Consider the following 22,094-nt stretch of genomic DNA (forward strand, 5'->3'; position numbering starts at 1 on the left):
CTGATCGCCATGCAGTAGTGCATGGCGATTATTTTATTGTCTAAGCCGATATCCGGTTTTAAACATCCACCAAACCAACAATAAACAGGCTCCCAAGAACACCAAAACCATAGCCAGACTGATTCCCACATCCACATCCGCCACTTCAAAAAAACTCCAGCGAAATCCACTGATCAAATACACCACCGGATTAAACAAACTTACCGTCTGCCAAAAAGGTGGCAACATATTGATGGAGTAAAAACTCCCACCAAGGAAAACCAAAGGTGTAATGACCAACATGGGGATTAATTGCAGTTTCTCGAAATTCGTAGCCCACAGGCCGATGATAAAACCAAACAACGCAAAAGTGATGCAAGTCAGCACCAAAAACCCCACCATCCAAACCGGGTGAGCGATTTCCAGCGGTACAAAAAAACCTGCCGTACCCAGGATAATTAACCCAATAATCATTGACTTACTTGCTGCCGCGCCTACATAGCCCAGTAAAACCTCAAAAAAGGATACTGGGGCGGATAACACCTCATAGATGCTCCCGGTAAACTTAGGGAAAAATATTCCAAAAGAGGCGTTAGCCGTACTTTGGCTCAAAAGCACCAACATTATCAATCCAGGGACAATAAATGCCCCATAGGAAACTCCTTCTATGGCCTCAATGCGGGTACCAATCGCTGAGCCGAACACTACAAAATAAAGCACAGTAGAGATAACCGGTGAAACGAAAGTCTGCAATAGGGTTTCCCAGGCTCGTAGCATCTCAAACTTGTAGATTACGCGAATGGCGTACAAATTCATGACTGCTTCACCAAATTCACAAAAATTTCCTCCAACGAAGTCTTGGTGCTGAACACGTCTTTAATGGTTAATGGAGTCTGCGCCACTGCTCGCAGCAGCGCATCGATGCCCGTATCCTGCTTGCGTGGATCATAGGTATAGACCCAGTGACAGGCATCTTTACCAGGCTCCAAATTCCACTGACTAAGTTCCACAGGCAGCTGCACCACCTCAGTCTCCAATTGCAGGATCAACTGGCGTTTACCCAGTTTGTGCATCAATGCTTCTTTTTCCTCTACCAATAAAAGCTCACCCTGGTTGATAACACCCACCCGGTCAGCAATAGCTTCGGCTTCTTCAATGTAGTGCGTAGTGAGGATGATGGTCACTCCGGACTCCCGCAGTCGCCTTACCAAAGCCCACATATCTTTGCGCAGCTCTACATCCACACCAGCGGTGGGTTCGTCCAGAAACAATATTCTAGGTTCATGCGCCAGCGCTTTCCCGATCAGAACCCGGCGCTTCATCCCACCGGACAGCTCCATTAACATATTATTTCTTTTATCCCACAACGCCAGATCTTTGAGAGTACGCTCCAAGTGCTGTGCATCGGGCTTTTTCCCAAACAAGCCTCGGCTAAAACTCAAAGAATTCCACACCGTATCAAACGCACCCAAGGTGAGTTCTTGCGGTACCAAACCGATCAGAGATCGGCTCATACGATAGTCCTTTATGATGTCGTATCCATCAACGGTGACCGAACCGGAACTGGGATTGACAATGCCGCAGATAATTGAGATCAGCGTGGTTTTCCCTGCACCGTTGGGCCCCAGCAGCGCCAGAATTTCTCCCTGGAAAATATCCAAATCAATATTTTTCAGGGCTTGATAACCGGTATCGTATGTTTTACTCAGACTGGAAATGGAAACTATGGGTTCAGATGGATTCAATGAGCGCGTGTTCCTTAGTGGATTTACAGGGTTAGAAAACGTTATATAACACACCTACCAGACAAATTCCCCAACTGTTTTGTAACAAAGTATTACAACTTTGTCTTGTTTGGGAAACATGGATCCGCCGGGAGGAATCAACCAAATTGCCACTTGTCCAACAACTTTTGCATTTGAAAACCCATTTTCTCGGATAGCGATTTTCTACTGACAAAGCTGATTTCAAATAAATCGGCGTCTTTACTTTGCTCCAGCAAATAATCGTCACTGGTTTTAAGCTCATCCACTAACTTGCGCTCCAGCGCCCGTGTACCTGGCCAACTTTCACCTGTGGAGACTTTGGCGATATCCACTTCGGGACGATTATGGACAATAAAGTCCTTGAACAATACGTGAATATCTTCGATTTCCTCTCGAAACTTGGCTTTGGCCTCGTCCGTGTTTTCTCCAAACACAGTGACCGTACGTTTAAATTCGCCGGCAGTGAATTGATCATAATCAATGTCGTGCTTTTTCAATACCCGATTGAAATTGGGAACCTGAGCAATCACACCAATGGAACCAAGAATGGCGAACGGTGCGGCGATAATCCGGTTACCCACACAGGCCATCATATAACCGCCACTGGCTGCCACTTTATCCACCGAGACGGTTAGCGGGATGTTTTTTTCGCGCAAGCGCATAAGCTGCGATGCAGCCAGCCCATAACTGTGTACCATGCCTCCACCGCTCTCCAGGCGCACAAACACCTCATCTTTTTCCTCAGCCACCGTTAGCACCGCAGTGATTTCCTCGCGTAACGATGCCACCGCCGAGGCTCGAATGTCGCCGTGAAAATTCAAGACATAGATGCGCTTATTGCGACCCCCTCCCTTGGCTTCCTTCTGTGCGTCTTTATGTTTATCTTTTTCCTGTTTTAGATATTTTTTTAAGCCATCCTTATATAGCATGTTGGATTGCATGGCCAATGCCATATTCTCGTACTTCTCGTTGATTTTTTTTACTTCGATGAATTCTTTCTGGTGCTGTTTGCGGGAGGCAATAACCACTACAAATAAGACCACCGCGATAATGGCAACCACCAAAGTGGTGGTTTTTGCAAAAAATAGTCCATATTCATAGAAAAATTCTGTCATGAGGGCGTCGTCGTCTTTGTTTTGTTAGTGGAGTGTTGGTTTTATGTTGATTTTGTTTTGGCTGTGTTTCTATTGTAGTTCGGCGAATGGAAGAATTATTGGAGAATCAATGCCGACTGATTCTATGAAATATCCCGGCCGGCGTCCAGCACTTGCCAACCAGAGTGGTTTTTATTGCTGTAAAATTGGTAACTCCACCCAAAAAGTAGTCCCTGTAGGCGAACCTGCGTTTGTATGGGTGCTAAATCCGATGTTGCCTCCATGCATTTCCACAATCGCTTTCGCGATACTCAACCCCAGACCTGAGCTGCCCACTTTACCGTCACGCCGACCTTCTCGTGCCATAGTAAATTTTTCAAACACTCTGGTTTGAAATTCTTTTTGAATTCCTGAGCCATGGTCACTAACCGACACCCGCAAAAGGTCTTCACGACGGCACAGCCCCACTCTGATGGTATCCACCGCACCACCGTATTTGGCTGCATTACTCAATATGTTGTTGAGTACCTGCTCAATTCGATGTGCGTCACAAAATACTTTGTCATCTGGCATAGGTTTTTTTAAGGTATAGCGAGCCGAAAATTGCTTCGCGAAAAGTGCATTTTTGTTCACCGCCGATTCAATAATTTGGCTCAGTCGATGCTCCTGCTTGTTAAGACGCAGGTTCCCGGTTTCGATTTTTTGAATATCCATAAAATCATCAACCAATACCAACAGGCTTTCGGTACTGCTGATAGCAACATTGATATATTTGCGCACGACATCATTGATCTGCCCGGCGTCACCGTCTAACACCAAATCCAAAGCACTTTTCACTACCGCCACGGGTGTACGAAACTCATGCCCCACATAGCTCATTAAAACCTGTTTCTGCCGCTCGGCCTGCTGTCGCCGGTCTTCTGTTCTTTTTAGGCGGTGTAATAAAAACAGGGCAATCAGCATAAATGCCAGAAAAATTGCCCCTGATTCCCAGATCAGCGCTTTACGGTGATTTTCAAACAATACCGGATTACGGAAATCCACAACTTGCCAACGCGTACCTGGAACATCCAGGCGTGAGGAAATGAGGCCCGCTTCCTCCGGAGACAGACGGTAATCCTCCCGTTCCCATTGGTTGCGCGCACCTGTCGCCACCACTTCAATGAGATCCCGTTCCAGTGGTAATACCAACATTATTTTCTGATCAGGCCCCTGAATATTATTGATAATATCGCCCAACACAGCCGCTAAAAAACTAACGAAGAAAATACCCTCAACCGTTTTTTCCCCTTCGTCCTCCATTACGAAGCGCACCATAATGTCAAAGTGATAACCTTCGGCGTTAGGATGAATATAAGGTTGGTATTGTGTCTTGGTAGAGGAAAAAGTTTTGATATCGGTCAAGCACAACTCCGATATCAAACCGTCGAAGTCTTCAAAACGGGGCACGCCCAAACTATCTGCCACTGAAAAAGCAAAGTAATCCCGAAAGTGCCTACCGAGAGCTTCGTCCAGGTATTGATGTAGTGTGTCGTTATCCGGGTGGCCGAACAAGCCACGTATGGCGTCTGCATGACTATGTGAAATAGCCTCAACCATACGCCTTTTTTCAGAGATATACAGAGCCGCTTGCTGGCGCACACCCTGAATCGCCTCCCGCCCCAACTCATAGTGTTTTTGCTCAAAAGCCATCTGGCGGACACCACCAACCCATGCCAGCATTCCGGCGATCAGTGTCATCAAAATCAGTACGAAAACCAGATAGTTCCGGAGTAAGGACGATTTGTTAAACACTTGTTTCATAAAAAGGATTTCGGATTGAGCAGGGATTTCTTTAATTCCTTTTTTTCGACAATGGTAGTGCATCTTATTGAATTATATACTTATTGAATAATTCGCCAGTCCCGTCTTCTACAAAAACCGGCTTTGCGTTGGCGCTCGCACTACGCCAAAATTCAAGTTTCAATAACTTCAGGGCATACCATGAAAACTCCCATCGTAAAGGTTTTTAGCGGTAGTGACGTGCAACGCCACCTTCCCGAGGTAGCACGATTGCGTATTACAGTATTTCGTGAGTTTCCCTATTTGTACGATGGCGACATGGAATATGAGCAAAAATACTTGAGCACTTATACCGAAAGCCCGGACAGTGTCATTGCAATCGCATTTGACGAAGACAAGGTTATAGGCGCATCCACAGCGGTGCCATTGCAACACGAACCGCAGGAAGTTCAGCAGCCCTTTCTCGACCACCAAATTGACCCGGTTCAGGTGTTTTACCTGGGAGAATCGGTGTTGCTACAGGAGTATCGCGGTCAAGGCATTGGAGTGCGATTTTTTGAACAAAGAGAAGCCCATGCGCGCCGACTGGGGGAGTTTCAATGGTATGCCTTTTGTGCGGTCCAGCGGTCCTCGAGCCATCCCAGGTGTCCGCAGAATTATGAACCCTTGGACCGCTTTTGGAACCACCGCGGTTATCACAAACACCCGGAATTGCACACCACCTTCACATGGCAGGATCTGGATGAGGACACCCAGACCCCAAAACCCATGACTTTTTGGTTAAAGCCTTGCAGCTAATTGATGTAGCTACATCTAAGGAACCTCTGATTAATTCCTGGACGAGGGATCAAGAGCAATAATTAATCAGAGGTTCCCTAACTACATCATTTCCAAATCTTCTTTAATAGCGTCGATTCCGGCCTGAGCGCATTCCTCATCCAATTTGCCGTCTGGCGCTCCACTGACACCGATTGCACCGTACATTTCTCCTCCTGCTTGAATCGGTAAGCCACCGGCACCAAACATCAAATTATCCATATGAGCCAAAGAGCTGCTGCCTTGGCGCTCCATTGCAGAGGTGGCAGCCATAAACATGGCGGAAGTATTGGCTTTTTTCATACTCACTTCCACCGTCAAAAAAGGCGCCAACACATCCCGCAACATCACTTGAGACTGACCGTTACGATCCACCACGGTAACTCCGACCTGGATGCCCTTTTTGCGGCAACTTTGGATAGCAGCACGCGCCATTTTTAGAGACGATTCCATGGTCAATCGCTTGGTTGATATAACCAAAGGGTCATCACTGGCCCACAGACTGCTACAAAATACACTGAAAAAAATTAGGACTATGGCTCTCATATTCTGCTCCGCAATAGTGTTTACGACCAATATTCTTATCTCTATTTTAAAAAAATACAAGAAACAATACTCGAACCAAGCCCCTGCCACAATGGCCGGGGGCTTGAAGGCAGGACTTGTGACAGCTCACTACGAGGCTAAACCGCTTATGTTCTCCAGGAGGGTGGCACAACGGTATCCAATCCATTTTCGTCCAAGGTCCGCACGCAATCTCCGGGAACCGCTGTTTCGCAATGTTGCGCTATGGCTGGATTATGTTCCCTCCAATCGGCCGGGTCTGTGCAAACATATTTTGCCTCAAAGCCCGGTTGCCCCAAATTAACAAACTGCGCATCAATAACACAACACATCAACCGGCTCCGTAATATCTCATCCATTAACGGCCCGGTGAGACAAAGCCAATACTTTCGGAACGAAGACACTTGATCCAGGCTTTGAATCAATTCACAAAAACTCATTACACAGCTAGGCATAAGATAGTTTCCTCCCCTTATAAAAACTACGATTGTTTAGAACACGTCAATTCCAGATCTGCTAATACATCCAACGAATCGCTTTCCCGCTTTGCATTCACTTTACTACTTACACCTTTCTCATACGCTACATACACAAATCGATCTTCCATCCCTGGCAACAAATAGTCTGCATGGACGAAACTGTTTTCCTGCACCCCAAGATTACATTCATTCTTAGCAAAAGGTTTTAAGGCCAAATAGTGACCGGGAATGTTTTCAATTGCTGAATTCAAATTATGTGCTTGAATAGAAATGACTCCATCCACAGATAAGTTGGACGACGCATCCAAGACCATATCCGGAGACTGAATCACGGTTTGCGCTTTTAAAACAATATCCCCGCCCGCACCCTCGTCCGCATTGGTTTTTATGGCCCCACCCAGCAAAAACAACAACTGCGCATCCACGAAAACATTACCACCATTGGCAAAACCTGGATTGGCATCAGCACTGATGAACCCGTCTTTGATATAGACCATCCTGGAGGCACTAATCGAAATATCGCCCGGGTTTTCTACGTAATCGTTCAGTCCCAGCAGCGCAGCGCCGTCGGTGAGATAGAAGTCTTTAGCGCTAATGATAATATTGCCCTTACTCTGCGTTGCACTTGCGTCTGGTGCGTTTGCCAGCTGATTACTGACCAGAACCTTGGTGCGCGCAATACTAAACGCATCATCCTCATCATACCCCCTTTCCTGCCAATACTTGAAAGTATCTTCACTATAGCCACGGATTTCGACGACAGGAGCTTCGATAGTAACATCGCCAACTTTGCCACCCGAGGATACTCGGTCAGACTTCACCACAGCTCCACCGCTGATTTTTATACTCTCATCAGCCGTTATCGTCAGGTCTCCAGCCTGCCCGCTAAGTGATTGTGAGGAAGTATTTATAGTGGTTGCGCTATAAGGCCTGGATAAAGAGGCGCCACTAATTTCTACATTCTTACCGTGTAAAGTAATATCACCGCCCCTGCCTTCACCAAATACGATATCGGTAGAAACTGCGCTCCCGTTTTTGACGGTCAGATTAGTCCTTGCGGTTATAGAAATATTCCCGGATTCAGAAGCTGCACCAACCATCTGACTGAGAATGTAACCGCCTTCCATATTAAAACTGTCGGCCTGTATATCGACATTCCCACCGCTACTACCCGCGACTAAAACACCGGTGGGCTGCCACGGTGTATCGCTGCCTTCGATATTCACGGTACCCGCCTTGATATCAACATTCGCTGCTTTGCCGAATGCAATCGAATGAATTAGGGCAGAATGAGCCAATGTGACTTGCTCGGCCTCTATATCTATATCTCCTGCATCGCCAATACCCGAGGAACCTGCATGAATTTCGCTATTACTGATGCTGACTTCCTGGCCCAACTTAATATCAATCCCGCCACCCTTGCCGGAAAAAAAGCTTTGGTTGTCAGCAGCGATTTCCGAATCCGTCACCGTTAAACGTCCCCCTCGAATCACCACCTTACCGCCGGTCGCGGCACTAACATCCAGCGTAGCACCTGAATCCAGTTCAATATCCCCCAATGCCGTTTCCGAGTGACTAAGCACTGTATCTAAGGATTGAATTTGAGTACCCACTTCAAGCTCCGAGGTTAGCGTGCCTACCGCAGCAATTTGCACCGCACCGCCGCTAGAGCGTATCGCCGCCGCCTGGCCATCCTCCAATGCGGTCATGGTGACATTACCGGCGACAATGGTGACATCATGGGCACCGGCATCCAACTGGGCACCGCGTAACTCCACTGCCGCCGGGGCACTGGATGTAAATCCAAAGCTTGCCGGTGCCGCCACGCTCAAATCCAACCCCGAACTGGCAGCGGCAACGTTCATTTGCACACCGTCTTCAAAGCGCAAATAATCCGCCGTGCTCACATAAAAAGAACCATTGATATCCAGCGATGCACCTTCACCAAACAACACGCCGGCGGAATTCAGCAAATAAAAATCCGCTCCCTCAATTGAACTTTGAATTCGGCCGAAAATTTCCGATGGACTACCGCCGGTAACTCTTGTAATTACGTTGCCAATACTTTCATTACCGGTATGAGAAAAATGAGCGGTGTGATTTTGTTCTACATTGAAGCTACCGAAGCTATGAAACAGATTCTGCCCGGAAATAGTGCCCAACTCTGAGCGGATATCATATGTCATCACTCCCGTATCCGGATGCTGCTCAGCCAAAATAGCACCTGCGGGTGCAGCACCGGTACTGCCATCGCGCACAACTTCGGCATAAGCAAGGTTATTCAATAACACGGGAATGGCCAGTATCGTGAAACTCTTTTTCATCGAGCACTCCATAACAAATTCTTACCCTTTGCGACAGGGACGCGTGTGATGTTATGTCAGAAAGATTCGAAAGGGTAATACTTATTTAATCGTTCACAGCGAGTTTACCAGCATAGACAAGCACTAAGAAAGTTATTTAAACAAGCAGGCTCAAATGTCATTGGGTAAAGCGAAGAAAAGAAACAAAACGTCGATAGTTTTTACACTACTGCAGGATAATGGATAACATTTAACCAAGTAGCAAATAATCCCCTCGTTGCGTATACAGTTATGCCTGCCTCGCAACCCATCACGCAAGGGTTAAATACCAAGATGTCGACGGCAAAACGGAAAGGAAAATCCCGAAGCACGATGATACACGTGCTTCGGGTTGAAGCCGGGCGTGATTATTGCGGAGCTTGCTCCATGGAAGCGGCTGCGGGGTCTTGCGAGTCACCGCCCATTGACGGCTGCGCCCCACCCATGGGCGGCCCAAAGGGTAAAGGCAATTCGGTGCCATTAAGCGTTAACCTGGAATCTTTAAACTCGGCATGGGCCGTATAGTTATTACCTTGCTCTTTCACGTATCCGGCCTGGATAAACTGGGGCACTTGCTGCCCCAGCGGCGTCATCGCGAGCAAAAACTTGGGAATATTGACCTTAACGTCAGCAGAAGTCCGGCTGAGCAGATCAACAGGCATATTCATAGTTTGCATGCTCATATCCGCATCCAAAGCTTTGAAGTCCACATTAATGTCAATATTACCATCACCTTGCTCAGTCCCGACCTTTACCGCCTGGCCCAGATTGATGTTGCGTTTCAGGAGTTGGTCAGCCACTCCCATGAGTTGACCCATCATAAGTGCAATATCCGGTTGCGCGCCTTGTTTGGATTGCTCTTCCAGTACTTTTCCATAGTCCACAAATGCTTTAACGTCCAAATTACGCATGGAAAATTTTGCATCCAGGTTATTAATGGGCAAGGGTGCGCCACTGGAGGAAGATATTTTCTCTATGCTGGTGCTGAACTCATAATCAAAGGTTTCTTTATTGTTATCCGTCACCTTGTAGGTCATCTTGTTATTCGTCAATGTCACCGGGACCATGGCATTACCGATGTCGATAACAGCAATTTTCACACTGCCGTCGCCGGAGTACAGATTGGCGGCAAACTGCTGCAAATTGAAATCGCTGCTGATGTTCTCCAATTTGAATTGGGTTTCATCCCCTCGAGCGGAGCTCTCTTTTACCATCAGCAATGGCATACTGACCAAACCGGAAATTTGTTTGCCGTCTGATGAAACATCCATATCTCCGTTCATACCGGAGAACGACACTGACGTCATTTGTTTGACTGTATTGCCTAAGGGATCGGTCACTTCACGTTCATCCTGGAAATCGGCCTTAGGAACATTCAAATACATTTTCACGCTGCTGGCATATCCCACTACGGTATCGATGCTGGGCTCTTGGCCTCCGAAAAACTTGTCCACAGTGTTTTTGGCATTTTCGTCTTCGATAAGTAATTTTGTACGCACATGAGCAACACCGGTCGCAGTACTGCCATTGTTCAACGTGAACACCGGCATGGTGTTCACCTGGTGCTGTAGAGTGAACTCTACGGGAGTGGTTGGATCATTGAGTTTTATTTTGGTTGTAGCTTCTCCTCCAAACAAACCTTTTTTGTAGCTGCTGTCCATAACCGACAGCAAAGGGTGTTTGTCTATTGCTTCATGGGCAGCATTGAGTTGTCCTTCTGCCATTTGACCCGCCACTAATACTTGCCCGGCCACCAACACCAAAATGGCAGCTCCTGAGCCAATTACTATTTTTTTCATTTCTATCTCCGGTTTTAAAGTGTGTTGACTGCTACGCCATGCGCGGTGCTATATCCGTGATAAACCGGCAAGAAAATCCAACAGCATAAGAAAAATAGTTTGCTGTTTATGCCAGGGCCTGGCGCGGCTCAAATAGTATCGTAAGTACCGAGCAAATTGATGTGAAATATTGCCATTAAGAATAGCAACAAAATCTTAGTTTAAAAGCAAAAGCTCAAAATCTGTGCAAATAATACGCCACCTTAACAAAAAGGAAGAACAAGGACCTACTCTCATAGGCCGGGCTATACTGGAAACATGAACTACATCGACACAGTAAAACAGCTGGGTTATCCGGCCGACACCATTAAAGGCTACGCTGTAAACGAGATTCCCGACCATATTCCGCACGCACTGGCAACATACTATCATCAAGTTGGGAAAATGGCGTTCAATATGGCTCACAATGAACTATACCCGCCCAAAGCACTGACACAACAGGATCAACGCTGGGTATTCATGCATGAGAACCAGAGTGTTGCCTATTGGGCGTTTGATTGCAACTCAACCGAACCCGATCCACTGGTTCTCCAATACCTGTCTTGTGAAAACGGTTACGAGTGGCACCCGGAGACACAGCTGCAGGAATTTCTAACACGCATGATGTATTTTCAAACCAGCATGGGTGGGTTTCCCTATTGCGGCACCTCAGACAATCATTCCCTACTGCTACAACTTCAACAACAGTGGAACGTGACACCATACAATTTCGACGGGATGAGTTTTATTGTGCAAAAAGGCATTGTGGTATTGGCTTTTGACGCCAAGGAACTGGATATTTTCGTTTCTGCTTATTATGAAAGCAAACTGGAAGAATTCGAAAATACTTTCCAGCTGCAGCTGGAACACCTCTAGGGTAAACCATATGATAGTATAGTAACTCAGCGGCCTTTAAGTCCGGTAAAAATTCACAGTTTCTAATACAACAGCCCCCCAAGCAGTACACTTGCCGAAATAAAAAAGCGTGCGACAGACATTACTCCCCCCCGACTGAATTGTTTATTAATAAGTCGGTAATTTGGGTGCAGACATCTACCCGACATTACCTCGCGTAGAAACAAGTACCAAATCACCGCGGTTATTCAAATATTCAAAAAATGTATCTGTTTGTTTTTGTTATATTTTAATCAAGCTTATCAACCCGACTCTATGCCACATAAGTACTATTGATTGGCAGATTTTGCTCATCCAGCGATACTCTTATATGATAGCAATCCACTAATATGGGAGTCTGTGAATGCACCCGCAAACCAAGCAAATACCGGCCAATGTTGGCCCGGCAGCCTTGCGGACCTTCTTTAACATACTGGAGCAATGGCAATTGTCCCCGGCCGAAGGCCAATCCTTACTGGGGGTACCCGAGAGCACTTATTTCCGTTGGAAGAAACAACCCAATAGTGCCAACGTTGATTCCGACAAACTGGAGAGAATGTCTTATATTTTCGGTATCTATAAAGCCCTACGCTTGCTCTATAGCGACGAAGGCATAGCCGACGGCTGGCTATGCCGCAACAATGAGAACCCATTATTCAACGGACAAAAACCACTGCAACGACTGCTCAGCGGACAAGTGGCCGACCTCTATGTGATTCGCCAACACCTGGATGCCAGACGGGGTATGGTTTGACCCCACGGATTAGCGAAACCTTCTGGCCCAAAGCATTTCGAATCATTAGCAGCCGATTCCCACCCATTGGTATATTCGACAAAGTCGCCAAGCCTGAAGATCTTGAGGCTATTTTCTACGTGGAATCCCTCACTAACCCCCGGCTTCGTGATCAAATGGGCGCCATAACATTGGTAAAACCCGAAGACCGATTATCGGGCCAGGGCACCACACCCATCATGGCGGCTTTCACTCACCTCAACCCCAGCGGTAGCCGTTTCTCCAACGGCGAGTACGGTGTCTACTACGCCGCCAACCAACGGCAAACCGCAATTGCCGAAACGGTTTTTCATGTGGCACGATGGGCCAAAGAGTCCAACGACCCGCCCACCTCATTTGTTATGCGTGTCTATATCGGTCGGCTCAATAAAAAGCCCTATCATGATTTAAGAGACCAAGAGACACTGCACCCCGAGTACTTCAACCCCGACCCCAGTCAGTACGGCCCGCCACAACAACTCGCCGCAACCTTGCGCCAAGCCGGTAGCTGGGGCCTGTTATACCATAGCGTGCGCGACGCAAGCGGAGAATGCGTCGCCGCTTTTCGCCCGCCTGCCCTCGGCAACGTCCACCAAGGACCTCACCTGGCGTTTCATTGGGACGGGAAAAATATTGTCGATGTTTTGGAGCTGCGTTCTTTGGGGCTACCCGCGTAATCCGAACCCGCCAATTTGTACGTTTTTTGTTCGCATAATGCGTTCCAGGATATTGTCTAATCGTTTTGCAGTTGTGTTCGTGATAATTTAACGTACACTATAAATAAGTTTACGAAATCTATGTGTCGTGGTAACAGTAGCATTCGTCAACCTTTGGCCGCATTAAGGAGAATAGAGCCGGCTCATCACCGGCGAGGCAAATGAATATGCGTAACAAAACAGACAGTAAAGCAGAAAGCAACGTTTCGCCGCTCGACAAAGAGGCCGTCTTAATGCGGTCTTTAGATGACCAAAAAAACATCGCCGCCAGACAAGCCCGAGGCAACCTAAGTTTATCGAGGGGCTGGTATAAAACCCAAAACGAAATTGACAGCGAAAGAGAGCATATACTCTCAATAAAATCTTTACTGTTTAAGTGAAACGCTGTTTAAGTGAAACGCTGTTTAAGTGAAACGCTGTTTAAGTGAAGCGCTGTTTAAGTGAAGCGCTGTTTAAGCGAAGCCCAGCAAAGGCAGCTGAACAAAAAACAAGTCGACAATAAAAATAACACACCTGTTTCCGGATCACGTAATGAACGACAACCATAGAGGCTCCACTGGAGACACCTCAAACCATACCACGCACACCCCCATCAACACCGAAGACTTACTGACAAGGCGCGCTGTAGATCCGGCTATTAGAGAGATCGGCAAACTGTATAAGGAAGCCGAAGACAAAATCAAAGAAATCGAACACATTGGCGAAGGCCTGGTAGTACCTGCAATTAACGAACTCCGATACGCCGGTCATCACGTATTAAAATCGCTCAACACCCGAGACACCCACCAATCCACCGACGAATTGGGTAAAGCCAAAAAACACTGCAAACGCGCCATCTACGACGCCTCCGAAGCCGGCCTCTTATACCTGTTTCGTGTCTACAAAAACTTCCGCGAAGACTACCGCCGCTTGAACTTGCAACCGCACTTTAGCAACTACGAAGAAAAAGTGGCTACCGTAAAAAAGGCCTACCAATTGCTGGAACAACGTCACGCCGAAGAAAACAAAGACGAGCTATACCAAAAATTTTACGAAACCTACCGCTCCTTAAAAGAAACCATAGAAACCTTCGAAAACAGCCGTGACGACTTAAACCGCGTCATTGTGAACGAACGCTGGAAGTTCGTAACTATCGCCGTATCCGTTATCAGCGTTTCCATCGCCGTACTCGCACTATTTGGCTTTGGAAAACCCAACAAATACACCGCCTACGAACAATGCGTCGCGTTGACCCAAAGCAATCAACCCAACCTCACTCACAACAAAGTCTTGGAAAAATGTAATTCGTTGTTACCGAAGTTGCCTTAAGGTACGCGAATATTTGAGAAGGAGTTGTTAAATACCAATCACGTATGCAAACCGATTTAAACAGGTGAATTGTCAGCCCTAAATTAATGCAAGTAGTTTTTCCAAGAAACTCTTAGCAGTATGCCCCCAAAGAGCCGGATCTACATCGAATCCGTATTTCTCTTCGAACACACTTTCAACATTATCACCAGCCATAAAAGCCTGTATTTCTTGCCTCACTTGATTACGCTGCTCCTCTGTGTGACTGGAATTAAATCCTTTTACTATTTCCTCTATACTGTCTCCACCAAGATCAAAGTCTTGATTGAAGTAGCTGAAAATCAGGTTATCCAGGTTCTGGTAGCTATTCATCACTTTCTCTGTTAAGGAATAGGGAGGAGATATATCTTCGTCCGAAACACTTTCGAATTAAGGCAGGAAAATTTATAAACAGAAAATATTGATGGCCGCTCTCGCACATCCTTGTGCTTCGCGGCACCTGTACATCCATGTGCAATGGCCGCTCTCGCACATCCTTGTGCTCGCGGCATAAGTACATCTCGGCAACCGCTCCTGGTGCAAATAAATTCGAACCGAACAACTGAGCAAAAAGCTTAGTATCGTTTGAAGGATAAAATTCTAGAAAGGGTTTGGTGGCCGCTCTCGCACATCCTTGTGCTTCGCGGCACCTGTACATCCTTGTACAATGGCCGCTCTCGCACATCCTTGTGCTTCGCGGCACCTGTACATCCTTGTACAATGGCCGCTCTCGCACATCCTTGTGCTTCGCGGCACCTGTATGTCGTATTCAATGGGCCCGGTAGGACTTGAACCTACGACCAAGGGATTATGAGTCCCCTGCTCTAACCAACTGAGCTACAGGCCCGGAACCGCGCATTTTATCAGGTTTCGCGGGTAATTCCAGCGAAATCGTTTATGAATGAAGAATTTCGATAGCAGGAATGCCACAAAAAAACCCGCCGATTGGCGGGTTTGGTAGTTTGTTTTATCAACCTGGGCTTTAGCTATTATTGCCCATATCATCGGTGTCGATGAAGCTGCGCAGGGGATCGGAGCGGCTGGGGTGGCGCAGTTTGCGCAGAGCCTTGGCTTCGATCTGACGAATACGCTCACGGGTGACGTCGAATTGTTTGCCCACTTCTTCCAGAGTGTGGTCGGTGTTCATGTCGATACCGAAACGCATGCGCAATACCTTGGCTTCGCGTGCCGTGAGACTGTCCAGTACCTCCAGGGTGGCTTCGCGCAGGCCTTCGAAGGTGGCGGAGTTCACCGGCGAGAGCAGGTTCTGGTCTTCGATAAAATCGCCCAGGCGTGAGTCTTCATCATCACCGATGGGGGTTTCCATGGAAATGGGCTCTTTGGCGATTTTCAGCACTTTACGCACTTTGTCTTCGGGCATGTCCATGCGTGCAGCCAACTCTTCCGGGGTGGCTTCGCGCCCCATTTCCTGGAGCATTTGCCGGGAAATGCGATTGAGCTTATTAATGGTCTCAATCATATGCACGGGAATACGGATGGTACGGGCCTGGTCGGCGATGGACCGGGTGATGGCCTGACGTATCCACCAAGTGGCATAGGTAGAGAACTTGTAACCGCGGCGGTATTCGAATTTGTCGACGGCTTTCATTAAGCCGATGTTGCCTTCCTGGATCAGATCCAGGAATTGCAGGCCGCGATTGGTGTATTTTTTGGCGATGGAAATCACCAAACGCAGGTTGGCTTCCACCATTTCCTTTTTGGCGCGGCGGGCTTTGGCCTCACCGATAGACATGCGGCGGTTGATGTCTTTGATTTCACCAATGGTGATTCCGCTTTCGTCTTCCAGTATCAATAATTTTTTCTGCGCCCGCAGGATTTCGTCTTTGTGCTGTTCCAAATTGGCAGAATAGCTTTTGCCTTCACCGATTTGGTTTTGCAGCCATTGCAGGTCGGTTTCATTGTCCGGGAAGGAGGTAATAAAGTCTTTGCGGGGCATACTGGCTTTTTTCACGCACAGTTCCATAATGACTTTTTCCTGCACCCGCACGCGATTAACGATGTCGCGCATATTGCCCACCAGGCGATCGGTCAGCTTGGGTACCAGTTTGAACTGCTCAAATACTTCACGCAGCTCGGCATAGGTCTTTTCCGCTTTTTTATCGCGACCGGAGTCAGCCAATTGTTTGGCATATTTGGCGTAGAGCTTGCGAACCTGGCCGATGCGCTTGGCGCACTCTTCCGGGTCCGGTCCCACATCCACTGGTGATGCGGTATCGTCATCATCGTCATCGTCATCGTCGTCACTGTCATCAGCAACGTCCGCAGTAACGTCTACGACTACCGGAGGCGGTATCATATCGTCTTCCAGGTCTCGAAATCCGGCGATTACGTCGGCCAGACGCAGTTCTTCCTGATCGATTTTGTCAAACGCATGCATCAGGGAGATCAAACTGCCGGGATAGCGACCCAAGGCGTTAAACACCTGGTTAACACCGTCTTCGATACGTTTTGCAATTTCGATTTCACCCTCACGGGTCAGCAGCTCTACAGTCCCCATTTCTCGCATGTACATGCGCACGGGGTCGGTGGTGCGACCAAATTCGCTGTCGACATTAGCCAGAGCGGCAGCAGCCTCTTCGGCCACGTCTTCATCGGCAGTAACACTGCTTTCTGACAGTACGATACTGTCAGCATCCGGGGCTATTTCGTGTACAGCAATGCCCATATCATTGATCATGCTAATGATATCTTCGATTTGTGATGGGTCCACAATATCGTTGGGCAAGTGATCGTTAACCTCACGATAAGTAAGGTAACCTTGTTCTTTTCCCTTTGCGATCAATAGCTTAAGCTGTGACTGCTGCTCTACATTCATACTCATAGGTGTCTATATATCTCAATCGCATAAAAAAATAGCCGCAAAGTATACAACAAACCGCACTCATTGACCTAACATTAATGTTCGACTCTAAATCGTGCAAAACATTCAATGGTCAGTGTTTTTCGGTCAATGCTTTTTTTAATTCTTGCTTGTCCGCTTCACTTACTTGCTCGAAACGGGACTTTTCCAGAATCTCATCCAGCCGTTGGTCTTCACGCCATTTAATTAATTTATTAAACGTATCGGCAAATTCTCTCTCTACCTCGTTTTCGGACAATTGCAGCGGAATATTAATTAACTTCGCCAAATGTCCGCCTTCTGTGGTGCCACGCCAGTGTTCCAGCAAGGCTCCACAGCTTAATTCAGGATTGTTTTGGGCCAACTCTGCGATACGACACAGCAGGTCAACACCCCGTGTGTGTAACCCATTGATTTGTGTAAGATCTACCGAGTGTGCCAATTGCGGTTTCTCCAGCAACAGCCGAATGGCATGCCTTACAGGTGACAATCCCCCATTTTTGGTTTTTGCCGGTACCACCGGTTGTTTTTTATATTGTGTTGGAAAAATAAGTGTAGACAATTTTTCGCTGTCCATGTGAATAATTTCCGCTAACTTTGCCAACATCATTTGCAGAAATACACCGGGCTGGATTTTTGTCAGCAACGGCTTGGCTCTCTCCACTATCATGGAACGGCCGTCCAGGGTGCTCAAGTTAACACCCTTGGCCATGGTATTAAAGAAGAAGCTTGAGAATGGTACGGCTTGGTCCATTCGATGTTGGAACTGTTCTGTACCTTCCTTTCGTACCAGCGAGTCCGGATCTTCTCCTTCAGGTAAAAACAAAAACTTAATTTGTCTGCCTTCCCTGATTATAGGCAAAGATTGCGTTAATGCACGCCAAGCGGCTTTTTTGCCGGCGCGATCGCCATCAAAACAGAATACCACTTCCGGTACAATACGGAATATACGCTCCAAATGTTCTTGCGAAGTGGCAGTACCCAAGGTCGCGACGGCGTTTCGTATACCAAATTGTGCTAAGGACACTACGTCCATATACCCTTCCACTACTATAATTTGAGTTAAGTCGCGCACTGCCTTACGCGATTCATACAATCCGTATAGTTCGCGATTTTTGTGAAATACACTGGTTTCCGGCGAATTGAGGTATTTGGGGGTCTCGTCTCCCATGACACGTCCACCAAAAGCAATGGTACGCCCACGTTGGTCGCGGATAGGAAACATAATGCGATGGCGAAAGCGGTCATAATAAGAGCCACTGTCTTTGGCGATCAGCAATCCGGCTTTCTCCAAATGCTCCGGTAAGGTTCCCTTTTGAGCAAAAGCATTAAGCAGGTTGTCCCAGCCCGGCGGAGCGAAGCCAATTCCGTATTCCTGGGCAATAACACCGGAAAGGCCTCTACGTTTTAAATAATCCACCGCTGTGGCCGCATGTTCCGAATGCTTTAACTGATACTTAAAATAAGTCTCTGTTTTACCCAGAATTTTATAAATATGGACATCAGGCTTGCGAGTATCGGGTAAAGATTCTGTGGGTACGGTCATCCCGACCCGCGAGGCCAAGTCTTCGACGGCATCCACAAACCCCATGTGATCGTATTCCATCAAAAAACCGATAGCGGACCCATTGGCGCCACAGCCGAAACAATAATAGAACTGCTTGTCCGGGCTGACGGTAAAAGAAGGGGTTTTTTCATTGTGGAACGGGCAACAAGCTGTGTATTCGCGACCGGCTTTTTTCAAAGCCACACGGCTATTAATGACCTCAACGATATCGGTACGAATAAGCAGGTTGTCTATGAACTGTTGTGGAATCTTACCGGCCATAAGCACTAATGGTATGCTTTCGGCGCTTCACTGTCAGCATTTATTGAGACTGCATGCGCATCCACGCCGGTAACAAGATAACTTGAGCCGTTAATACAGCGATTACTGATATAGCGGAGTGGTAACTTAAAACAATGACGGAAAAATGGCGACTGCTTGATGGCTTATGCGCCGGAAAGAAGTGACTTCACCTTCTGACTCACCATGCCCATGTCGGCACGGCCCTGTACTTTGGGGCGCAGTTCATTCATAACTTTACCCATGTCCTGCATGGATGCGGCACCGGTTGCAGCGATGATCTCTTTGATCACGGCCTCCAGCTCGTTTTCGTCCATCGCCGCGGGTAAATACCCTTGCAGCACATCCACTTCGTACTTTTCCTGATCCGCCAGATCCTGGCGATTAGCCGCTTCATATTGACTGATGGAATCGCGACGCTGCTTGATCATTTTGTCCAGCACAGCCAGCACATCGGTGTCAGTGAGTTCTTTGCGCTCATCCACTTCCACCTGTTTGAGGGCAGCCAAAGCGAGACGCAACACGCCCAGGCGCTGCTTCTCTTTCGCCTTCATGGCGGCCTTCATATCGTCCGTAAGCTGTTGTTTTAGTGTGGACACGGGCTGGGACCTTTTGCGCTGACTCGTTACGCTTTATACCTAACGCCATCCAACCGAAGCGTCAGGCCTAAGGGAATTAGTACAGACGTCTACGGCGTGCGATTTCGCGCGAAACTTTTTTCATGTGGCGCTTTACCGCAGCAGCCAGTTTTCGCTGACGCACTTGAGTGGGTTTTTCATAAAACTCACGACGACGCACTTCTGTTAAAATACCTGCTTTCTCACAAGAGCGTTTGAAACGGCGCAGAGCCAGATCGAACGGCTCGTTTTCTTTAACTTTAACGTTAGGCATTCAATATCCTCTAAATTAATAAGCGAATACTCAAGCTGCCGTTCAGACTGTTTCTGAAGCCGGCACCCGCTCAGGGTAAACCCTGGTACCCGTTTCCTGGTAAAATGCGGACTCGCTTGGCAGCGCCCAGGCCTCGGAAAGGCATCCAGACCCAGGGAGCGCAATATTCTAGTAGTAAGTGAAGCAGAATGCAAAAATACAACCAAAAAAAATCCTAATTTTCTTAAAAAATTGTTCTTGGACGGGTCGAGATGAGAGTTTTGGGCATAGAAACCTCCTGTGACGAAACAGGAGTGGCAATATACGATACGGAATGTGGTCTTTTGGGCCATGCCCTGCATAGCCAGATTTCACTACATGCAGCCTATGGGGGCGTGGTGCCGGAGTTGGCATCCAGGGACCATGTGCGCAAAACCATTCCTTTAATCGATGACGTGTTGCAACAATCCGGCTTGCGAAAAACTCAAATTGATGCGGTTGCCTATACGGCGGGCCCGGGCTTGATTGGTGCCTTATTGGTGGGCTGCGCCGTGGGCCGCAGCCTGGCTTGGGCCTGGGACATACCTTCTATTGCGGTGCACCATATGGAAGGACATTTGTTGTCCCCCATGCTGGAAGATGAACCACCACCTTTTCCCTTTGTCGCCTTGCTGGTGTCGGGCGGTCACACCCTGCTGGTTAAAGTGCAAGGTGTGGGACACTACGAGGTTCTGGGTGAGAGCCTGGACGATGCCGCCGGAGAGGCTTTCGATAAGACGGCTAAATTGTTGGGTCTGCCTTACCCGGGAGGGCCTGCATTGGCAAAACTGGCACAACAAGGAGATCCGCAACGATTTCGTTTTCCCCGCCCCATGACCAATCGCCCGGGACTGGATTTTAGTTTCAGTGGTTTAAAAACCTTTGCACTTAACACCATCCATACCCACCCCTCGGACGATCAAACCAAAGCGGATATAGCCTGCGCCTTTGAATTAGCCATCATAGACACGCTCGCTATTAAATGTCGCCGCGCCTTAGAACATACCGGCTTAAAACGGCTGGTGGTTGCCGGCGGTGTCAGCGCCAATACACAACTACGCGAGAAATTGGCACAACTGCTTCATAGCATCCAGGGTGAAGTTTATTATCCACGCCCCCTGTTTTGCACCGACAATGGTGCCATGATTGCTTATGCGGGCGCCCTACGACTAAGTGCGGGAGAACAGCAACAAGGGGGATTTAATGCCAAGGCTCGTTGGCCCATCGAATCCTTAAGTCCGCTGCCCTGGCAGTCATAGGTTGAATGTATGTCTAAAACAAAGCCATGTAAAACAAGCCTGCCATGACAGCAGTATGAAACATACGACCATCAAAAAGGGGGCTTTGCGCCCCCTTTCTGTGTTTTGCGGTACTGCTGCTGCTTATTTTGCCATTTCTTTAACTGCTTTCAAGGGCAAAATTTTAACTACATTTCGAGCCGGTTTGGCTTTAAACACCGTTTCTTCGCCGGTAAACGGATTGATACCTTTACGGGCTTTGGTTGCGGGTTTACGCACAACTTTCAACTTCAACAGACCCGGCATAGTGAATACACCTGCTCCGTTTCGTTTGATATGTGCTTCAATGGTCTCCGCCAGACTGGCGAGTACGCTACCGACTTGCTTTTTGGTCAAATCGGTTTGTTCAGACAACGAGGCAATAAGCTGAGACTTGGTGAAGGGGTCTTTTACCGTCTTCAATTTCTTAGCTGGTGCTGCCGCTGCTGCTGCCTTTTTCTTCGCAGCTTTCTTTTTTGCCGCCATTTTACTTTCTCCCTTGCTAGTTAATAATTAAACGTGCATTTATAAAATAGCCGAATTTTACATTAAGTAAAACTTTTTTATATCTATTTTTGCAGTATTTTCCCCACTTTTGATTATTCAGTCATCAAAACAGGGAAAATAGGCCTACTATGGCAGAATATTTACACCCGCAGCCGTGAAAACCCTATAATATCCTTACCGATCCACGTATCCTCGACGCAAAATTGATACATTCAAAAAGGCCTCGCAAGCAGCACACCGGCGCCACAGGGTTTATAATTAAGTGGAATAGCTTATTCATTGCCCCGCAACCATAAGAACCTACAGGCCGATGCCGCGCAAGGAATCAGTAAGCGTAATTTGAGACCC

Annotated in this window: 20 protein-coding genes and 1 tRNA gene; 6 read left to right on the forward strand and 15 right to left on the reverse strand. The window is 47.6% G+C overall.

The features are described from left to right. Window positions 1–33 precede the first annotated feature (33 nt). From OEY58_08870 to OEY58_08885, 4 genes are all read right to left on the reverse strand, one after another. A complete protein-coding gene (locus tag OEY58_08870; protein ID MDH5325559.1) occupies window positions 34–795 on the reverse strand; it encodes an ABC transporter permease in 762 nt (253 codons plus the stop codon). Continuing rightward, complete coding sequence (locus OEY58_08875; protein MDH5325560.1) at window positions 792–1,724, reverse strand: ABC transporter ATP-binding protein; 933 nt, start codon at window positions 1,722–1,724, stop codon at window positions 792–794. Before OEY58_08875 ends, OEY58_08870 begins: the two co-directional genes overlap by 4 nt. Window positions 1,725–1,861: 137 nt before the next feature. Next, window positions 1,862–2,860, reverse strand: a complete 999-nt coding sequence (gene sohB / locus OEY58_08880) for a protease SohB (protein ID MDH5325561.1) — start codon at window positions 2,858–2,860, stop codon at window positions 1,862–1,864. Window positions 2,861–3,031: 171 nt separating this feature from the next. After that, window positions 3,032–4,642 (reverse strand): HAMP domain-containing histidine kinase, encoded by a 1,611-nt coding sequence (locus OEY58_08885; GenBank protein MDH5325562.1) that lies wholly within the window; start codon window positions 4,640–4,642, stop codon window positions 3,032–3,034. Between the two features lie 180 nt (window positions 4,643–4,822). Between OEY58_08885 and OEY58_08890 the strand changes: the two genes are divergently transcribed. Continuing rightward, window positions 4,823–5,419, forward strand: coding sequence for a GNAT family N-acetyltransferase (locus OEY58_08890; GenBank protein ID MDH5325563.1), 597 nt, complete (start codon window positions 4,823–4,825; stop codon window positions 5,417–5,419). Window positions 5,420–5,500: 81 nt separating this feature from the next. Here OEY58_08890 and OEY58_08895 read toward each other — a convergent pair whose 3' ends face one another. The 4 genes from OEY58_08895 to OEY58_08910 all read right to left on the reverse strand — a co-directional run bounded on the left by OEY58_08895 (window position 5,501) and on the right by OEY58_08910 (window position 10,621). Next, entirely contained in the window at window positions 5,501–5,983 is a 483-nt protein-coding gene (locus OEY58_08895) for a heme-binding protein (GenBank protein ID MDH5325564.1), read from the reverse strand. A 146-nt stretch (window positions 5,984–6,129) separates the two neighbouring features. Continuing rightward, on the reverse strand, window positions 6,130–6,456 hold the full coding sequence (locus OEY58_08900) for a hypothetical protein (GenBank protein ID MDH5325565.1): 327 nt from the start codon (window positions 6,454–6,456) through the stop codon (window positions 6,130–6,132). Window positions 6,457–6,482: 26 nt separating this feature from the next. Next, window positions 6,483–8,804, reverse strand: a complete 2,322-nt coding sequence (locus OEY58_08905) for a filamentous hemagglutinin N-terminal domain-containing protein (GenBank protein ID MDH5325566.1) — start codon at window positions 8,802–8,804, stop codon at window positions 6,483–6,485. A gap of 386 nt (window positions 8,805–9,190) precedes the next feature. After that, window positions 9,191–10,621 (reverse strand): YdgA family protein, encoded by a 1,431-nt coding sequence (locus OEY58_08910; protein ID MDH5325567.1) that lies wholly within the window; start codon window positions 10,619–10,621, stop codon window positions 9,191–9,193. Between the two features lie 297 nt (window positions 10,622–10,918). Here OEY58_08910 and OEY58_08915 point away from each other — a divergent pair, with 297 nt between their 5' ends. From OEY58_08915 to OEY58_08930, 4 genes are all read left to right on the forward strand, one after another. After that, a complete protein-coding gene (locus tag OEY58_08915) occupies window positions 10,919–11,515 on the forward strand; it encodes a hypothetical protein (protein ID MDH5325568.1) in 597 nt (198 codons plus the stop codon). A 382-nt stretch (window positions 11,516–11,897) separates the two neighbouring features. Beyond that, complete coding sequence (locus OEY58_08920) at window positions 11,898–12,287, forward strand: MbcA/ParS/Xre antitoxin family protein (protein MDH5325569.1); 390 nt, start codon at window positions 11,898–11,900, stop codon at window positions 12,285–12,287. Beyond that, a complete protein-coding gene (locus OEY58_08925) occupies window positions 12,284–12,982 on the forward strand; it encodes an RES family NAD+ phosphorylase (GenBank protein ID MDH5325570.1) in 699 nt (232 codons plus the stop codon). Before OEY58_08920 ends, OEY58_08925 begins: the two co-directional genes overlap by 4 nt. A 570-nt stretch (window positions 12,983–13,552) precedes the next feature. Then, window positions 13,553–14,329, forward strand: a complete 777-nt coding sequence (locus tag OEY58_08930) for a hypothetical protein (protein ID MDH5325571.1) — start codon at window positions 13,553–13,555, stop codon at window positions 14,327–14,329. 78 nt (window positions 14,330–14,407) lie between these two features. Here the strand turns inward: OEY58_08930 and OEY58_08935 are convergent, their stop codons facing one another. The 6 genes from OEY58_08935 to rpsU all read right to left on the reverse strand — a co-directional run bounded on the left by OEY58_08935 (window position 14,408) and on the right by rpsU (window position 19,944). Next, on the reverse strand, window positions 14,408–14,680 hold the full coding sequence (locus OEY58_08935) for a contact-dependent growth inhibition system immunity protein (protein ID MDH5325572.1): 273 nt from the start codon (window positions 14,678–14,680) through the stop codon (window positions 14,408–14,410). 440 nt (window positions 14,681–15,120) lie between these two features. Next, window positions 15,121–15,194: transfer RNA gene (locus OEY58_08940), tRNA-Ile, on the reverse strand. Between the two features lie 135 nt (window positions 15,195–15,329). Then, window positions 15,330–17,183, reverse strand: coding sequence for an RNA polymerase sigma factor RpoD (rpoD, locus tag OEY58_08945; protein ID MDH5325573.1), 1,854 nt, complete (start codon window positions 17,181–17,183; stop codon window positions 15,330–15,332). A 118-nt stretch (window positions 17,184–17,301) separates the two neighbouring features. After that, a complete protein-coding gene (gene dnaG, locus OEY58_08950; GenBank protein MDH5325574.1) occupies window positions 17,302–19,035 on the reverse strand; it encodes a DNA primase in 1,734 nt (577 codons plus the stop codon). 164 nt (window positions 19,036–19,199) lie between these two features. Beyond that, a complete protein-coding gene (locus OEY58_08955; protein MDH5325575.1) occupies window positions 19,200–19,652 on the reverse strand; it encodes a GatB/YqeY domain-containing protein in 453 nt (150 codons plus the stop codon). A gap of 76 nt (window positions 19,653–19,728) precedes the next feature. After that, window positions 19,729–19,944 carry a 30S ribosomal protein S21 gene (gene rpsU / locus OEY58_08960; protein MDH5325576.1) on the reverse strand — a complete coding sequence of 72 codons (216 nt, stop codon included), beginning with the start codon at window positions 19,942–19,944 and terminating at the stop codon, window positions 19,729–19,731. A gap of 251 nt (window positions 19,945–20,195) precedes the next feature. Here rpsU and tsaD point away from each other — a divergent pair, with 251 nt between their 5' ends. Further along, window positions 20,196–21,221, forward strand: a complete 1,026-nt coding sequence (tsaD, locus tag OEY58_08965; GenBank protein ID MDH5325577.1) for a tRNA (adenosine(37)-N6)-threonylcarbamoyltransferase complex transferase subunit TsaD — start codon at window positions 20,196–20,198, stop codon at window positions 21,219–21,221. Window positions 21,222–21,344: 123 nt separating this feature from the next. Here the strand turns inward: tsaD and OEY58_08970 are convergent, their stop codons facing one another. Further along, on the reverse strand, window positions 21,345–21,725 hold the full coding sequence (locus OEY58_08970; GenBank protein MDH5325578.1) for an HU family DNA-binding protein: 381 nt from the start codon (window positions 21,723–21,725) through the stop codon (window positions 21,345–21,347). Window positions 21,726–22,094: the final 369 nt, after the last annotated feature.

It is taken from the genome of Gammaproteobacteria bacterium (genome assembly GCA_029882975.1).
In the GTDB taxonomy this organism is placed as follows: domain Bacteria; phylum Pseudomonadota; class Gammaproteobacteria; order SZUA-152; family SZUA-152; genus JAJDNG01.

Excerpts from the sequence above, each read along its gene's own strand:
- OEY58_08970 (MDH5325578.1), bottom strand. The coding sequence starts at position 21,725 with ATGGCGGCAAAAAAGAAAGCTGCGAAGAAAAAGGCAGCAGCAGCGGCA.
- OEY58_08905 (MDH5325566.1), bottom strand. The coding sequence starts at position 8,804 with ATGAAAAAGAGTTTCACGATACTGGCCATTCCCGTGTTATTGAATAAC.
- OEY58_08930 (MDH5325571.1), top strand. The coding sequence starts at position 13,553 with ATGAACGACAACCATAGAGGCTCCACTGGAGACACCTCAAACCATACC.
- OEY58_08935 (MDH5325572.1), bottom strand. The coding sequence starts at position 14,680 with ATGAATAGCTACCAGAACCTGGATAACCTGATTTTCAGCTACTTCAAT.
- OEY58_08895 (MDH5325564.1), bottom strand. The coding sequence starts at position 5,983 with ATGAGAGCCATAGTCCTAATTTTTTTCAGTGTATTTTGTAGCAGTCTG.
- sohB (MDH5325561.1), bottom strand. The coding sequence starts at position 2,860 with ATGACAGAATTTTTCTATGAATATGGACTATTTTTTGCAAAAACCACC.
- OEY58_08915 (MDH5325568.1), top strand. The coding sequence starts at position 10,919 with ATGAACTACATCGACACAGTAAAACAGCTGGGTTATCCGGCCGACACC.
- rpsU (MDH5325576.1), bottom strand. The coding sequence starts at position 19,944 with ATGCCTAACGTTAAAGTTAAAGAAAACGAGCCGTTCGATCTGGCTCTG.
- tsaD (MDH5325577.1), top strand. The coding sequence starts at position 20,196 with ATGAGAGTTTTGGGCATAGAAACCTCCTGTGACGAAACAGGAGTGGCA.
- OEY58_08870 (MDH5325559.1), bottom strand. The coding sequence starts at position 795 with ATGAATTTGTACGCCATTCGCGTAATCTACAAGTTTGAGATGCTACGA.
- rpoD (MDH5325573.1), bottom strand. The coding sequence starts at position 17,183 with ATGAATGTAGAGCAGCAGTCACAGCTTAAGCTATTGATCGCAAAGGGA.
- dnaG (MDH5325574.1), bottom strand. The coding sequence starts at position 19,035 with ATGGCCGGTAAGATTCCACAACAGTTCATAGACAACCTGCTTATTCGT.
- OEY58_08920 (MDH5325569.1), top strand. The coding sequence starts at position 11,898 with ATGCACCCGCAAACCAAGCAAATACCGGCCAATGTTGGCCCGGCAGCC.
- OEY58_08900 (MDH5325565.1), bottom strand. The coding sequence starts at position 6,456 with ATGCCTAGCTGTGTAATGAGTTTTTGTGAATTGATTCAAAGCCTGGAT.
- OEY58_08885 (MDH5325562.1), bottom strand. The coding sequence starts at position 4,642 with ATGAAACAAGTGTTTAACAAATCGTCCTTACTCCGGAACTATCTGGTT.
- OEY58_08910 (MDH5325567.1), bottom strand. The coding sequence starts at position 10,621 with ATGAAAAAAATAGTAATTGGCTCAGGAGCTGCCATTTTGGTGTTGGTG.
- OEY58_08890 (MDH5325563.1), top strand. The coding sequence starts at position 4,823 with ATGAAAACTCCCATCGTAAAGGTTTTTAGCGGTAGTGACGTGCAACGC.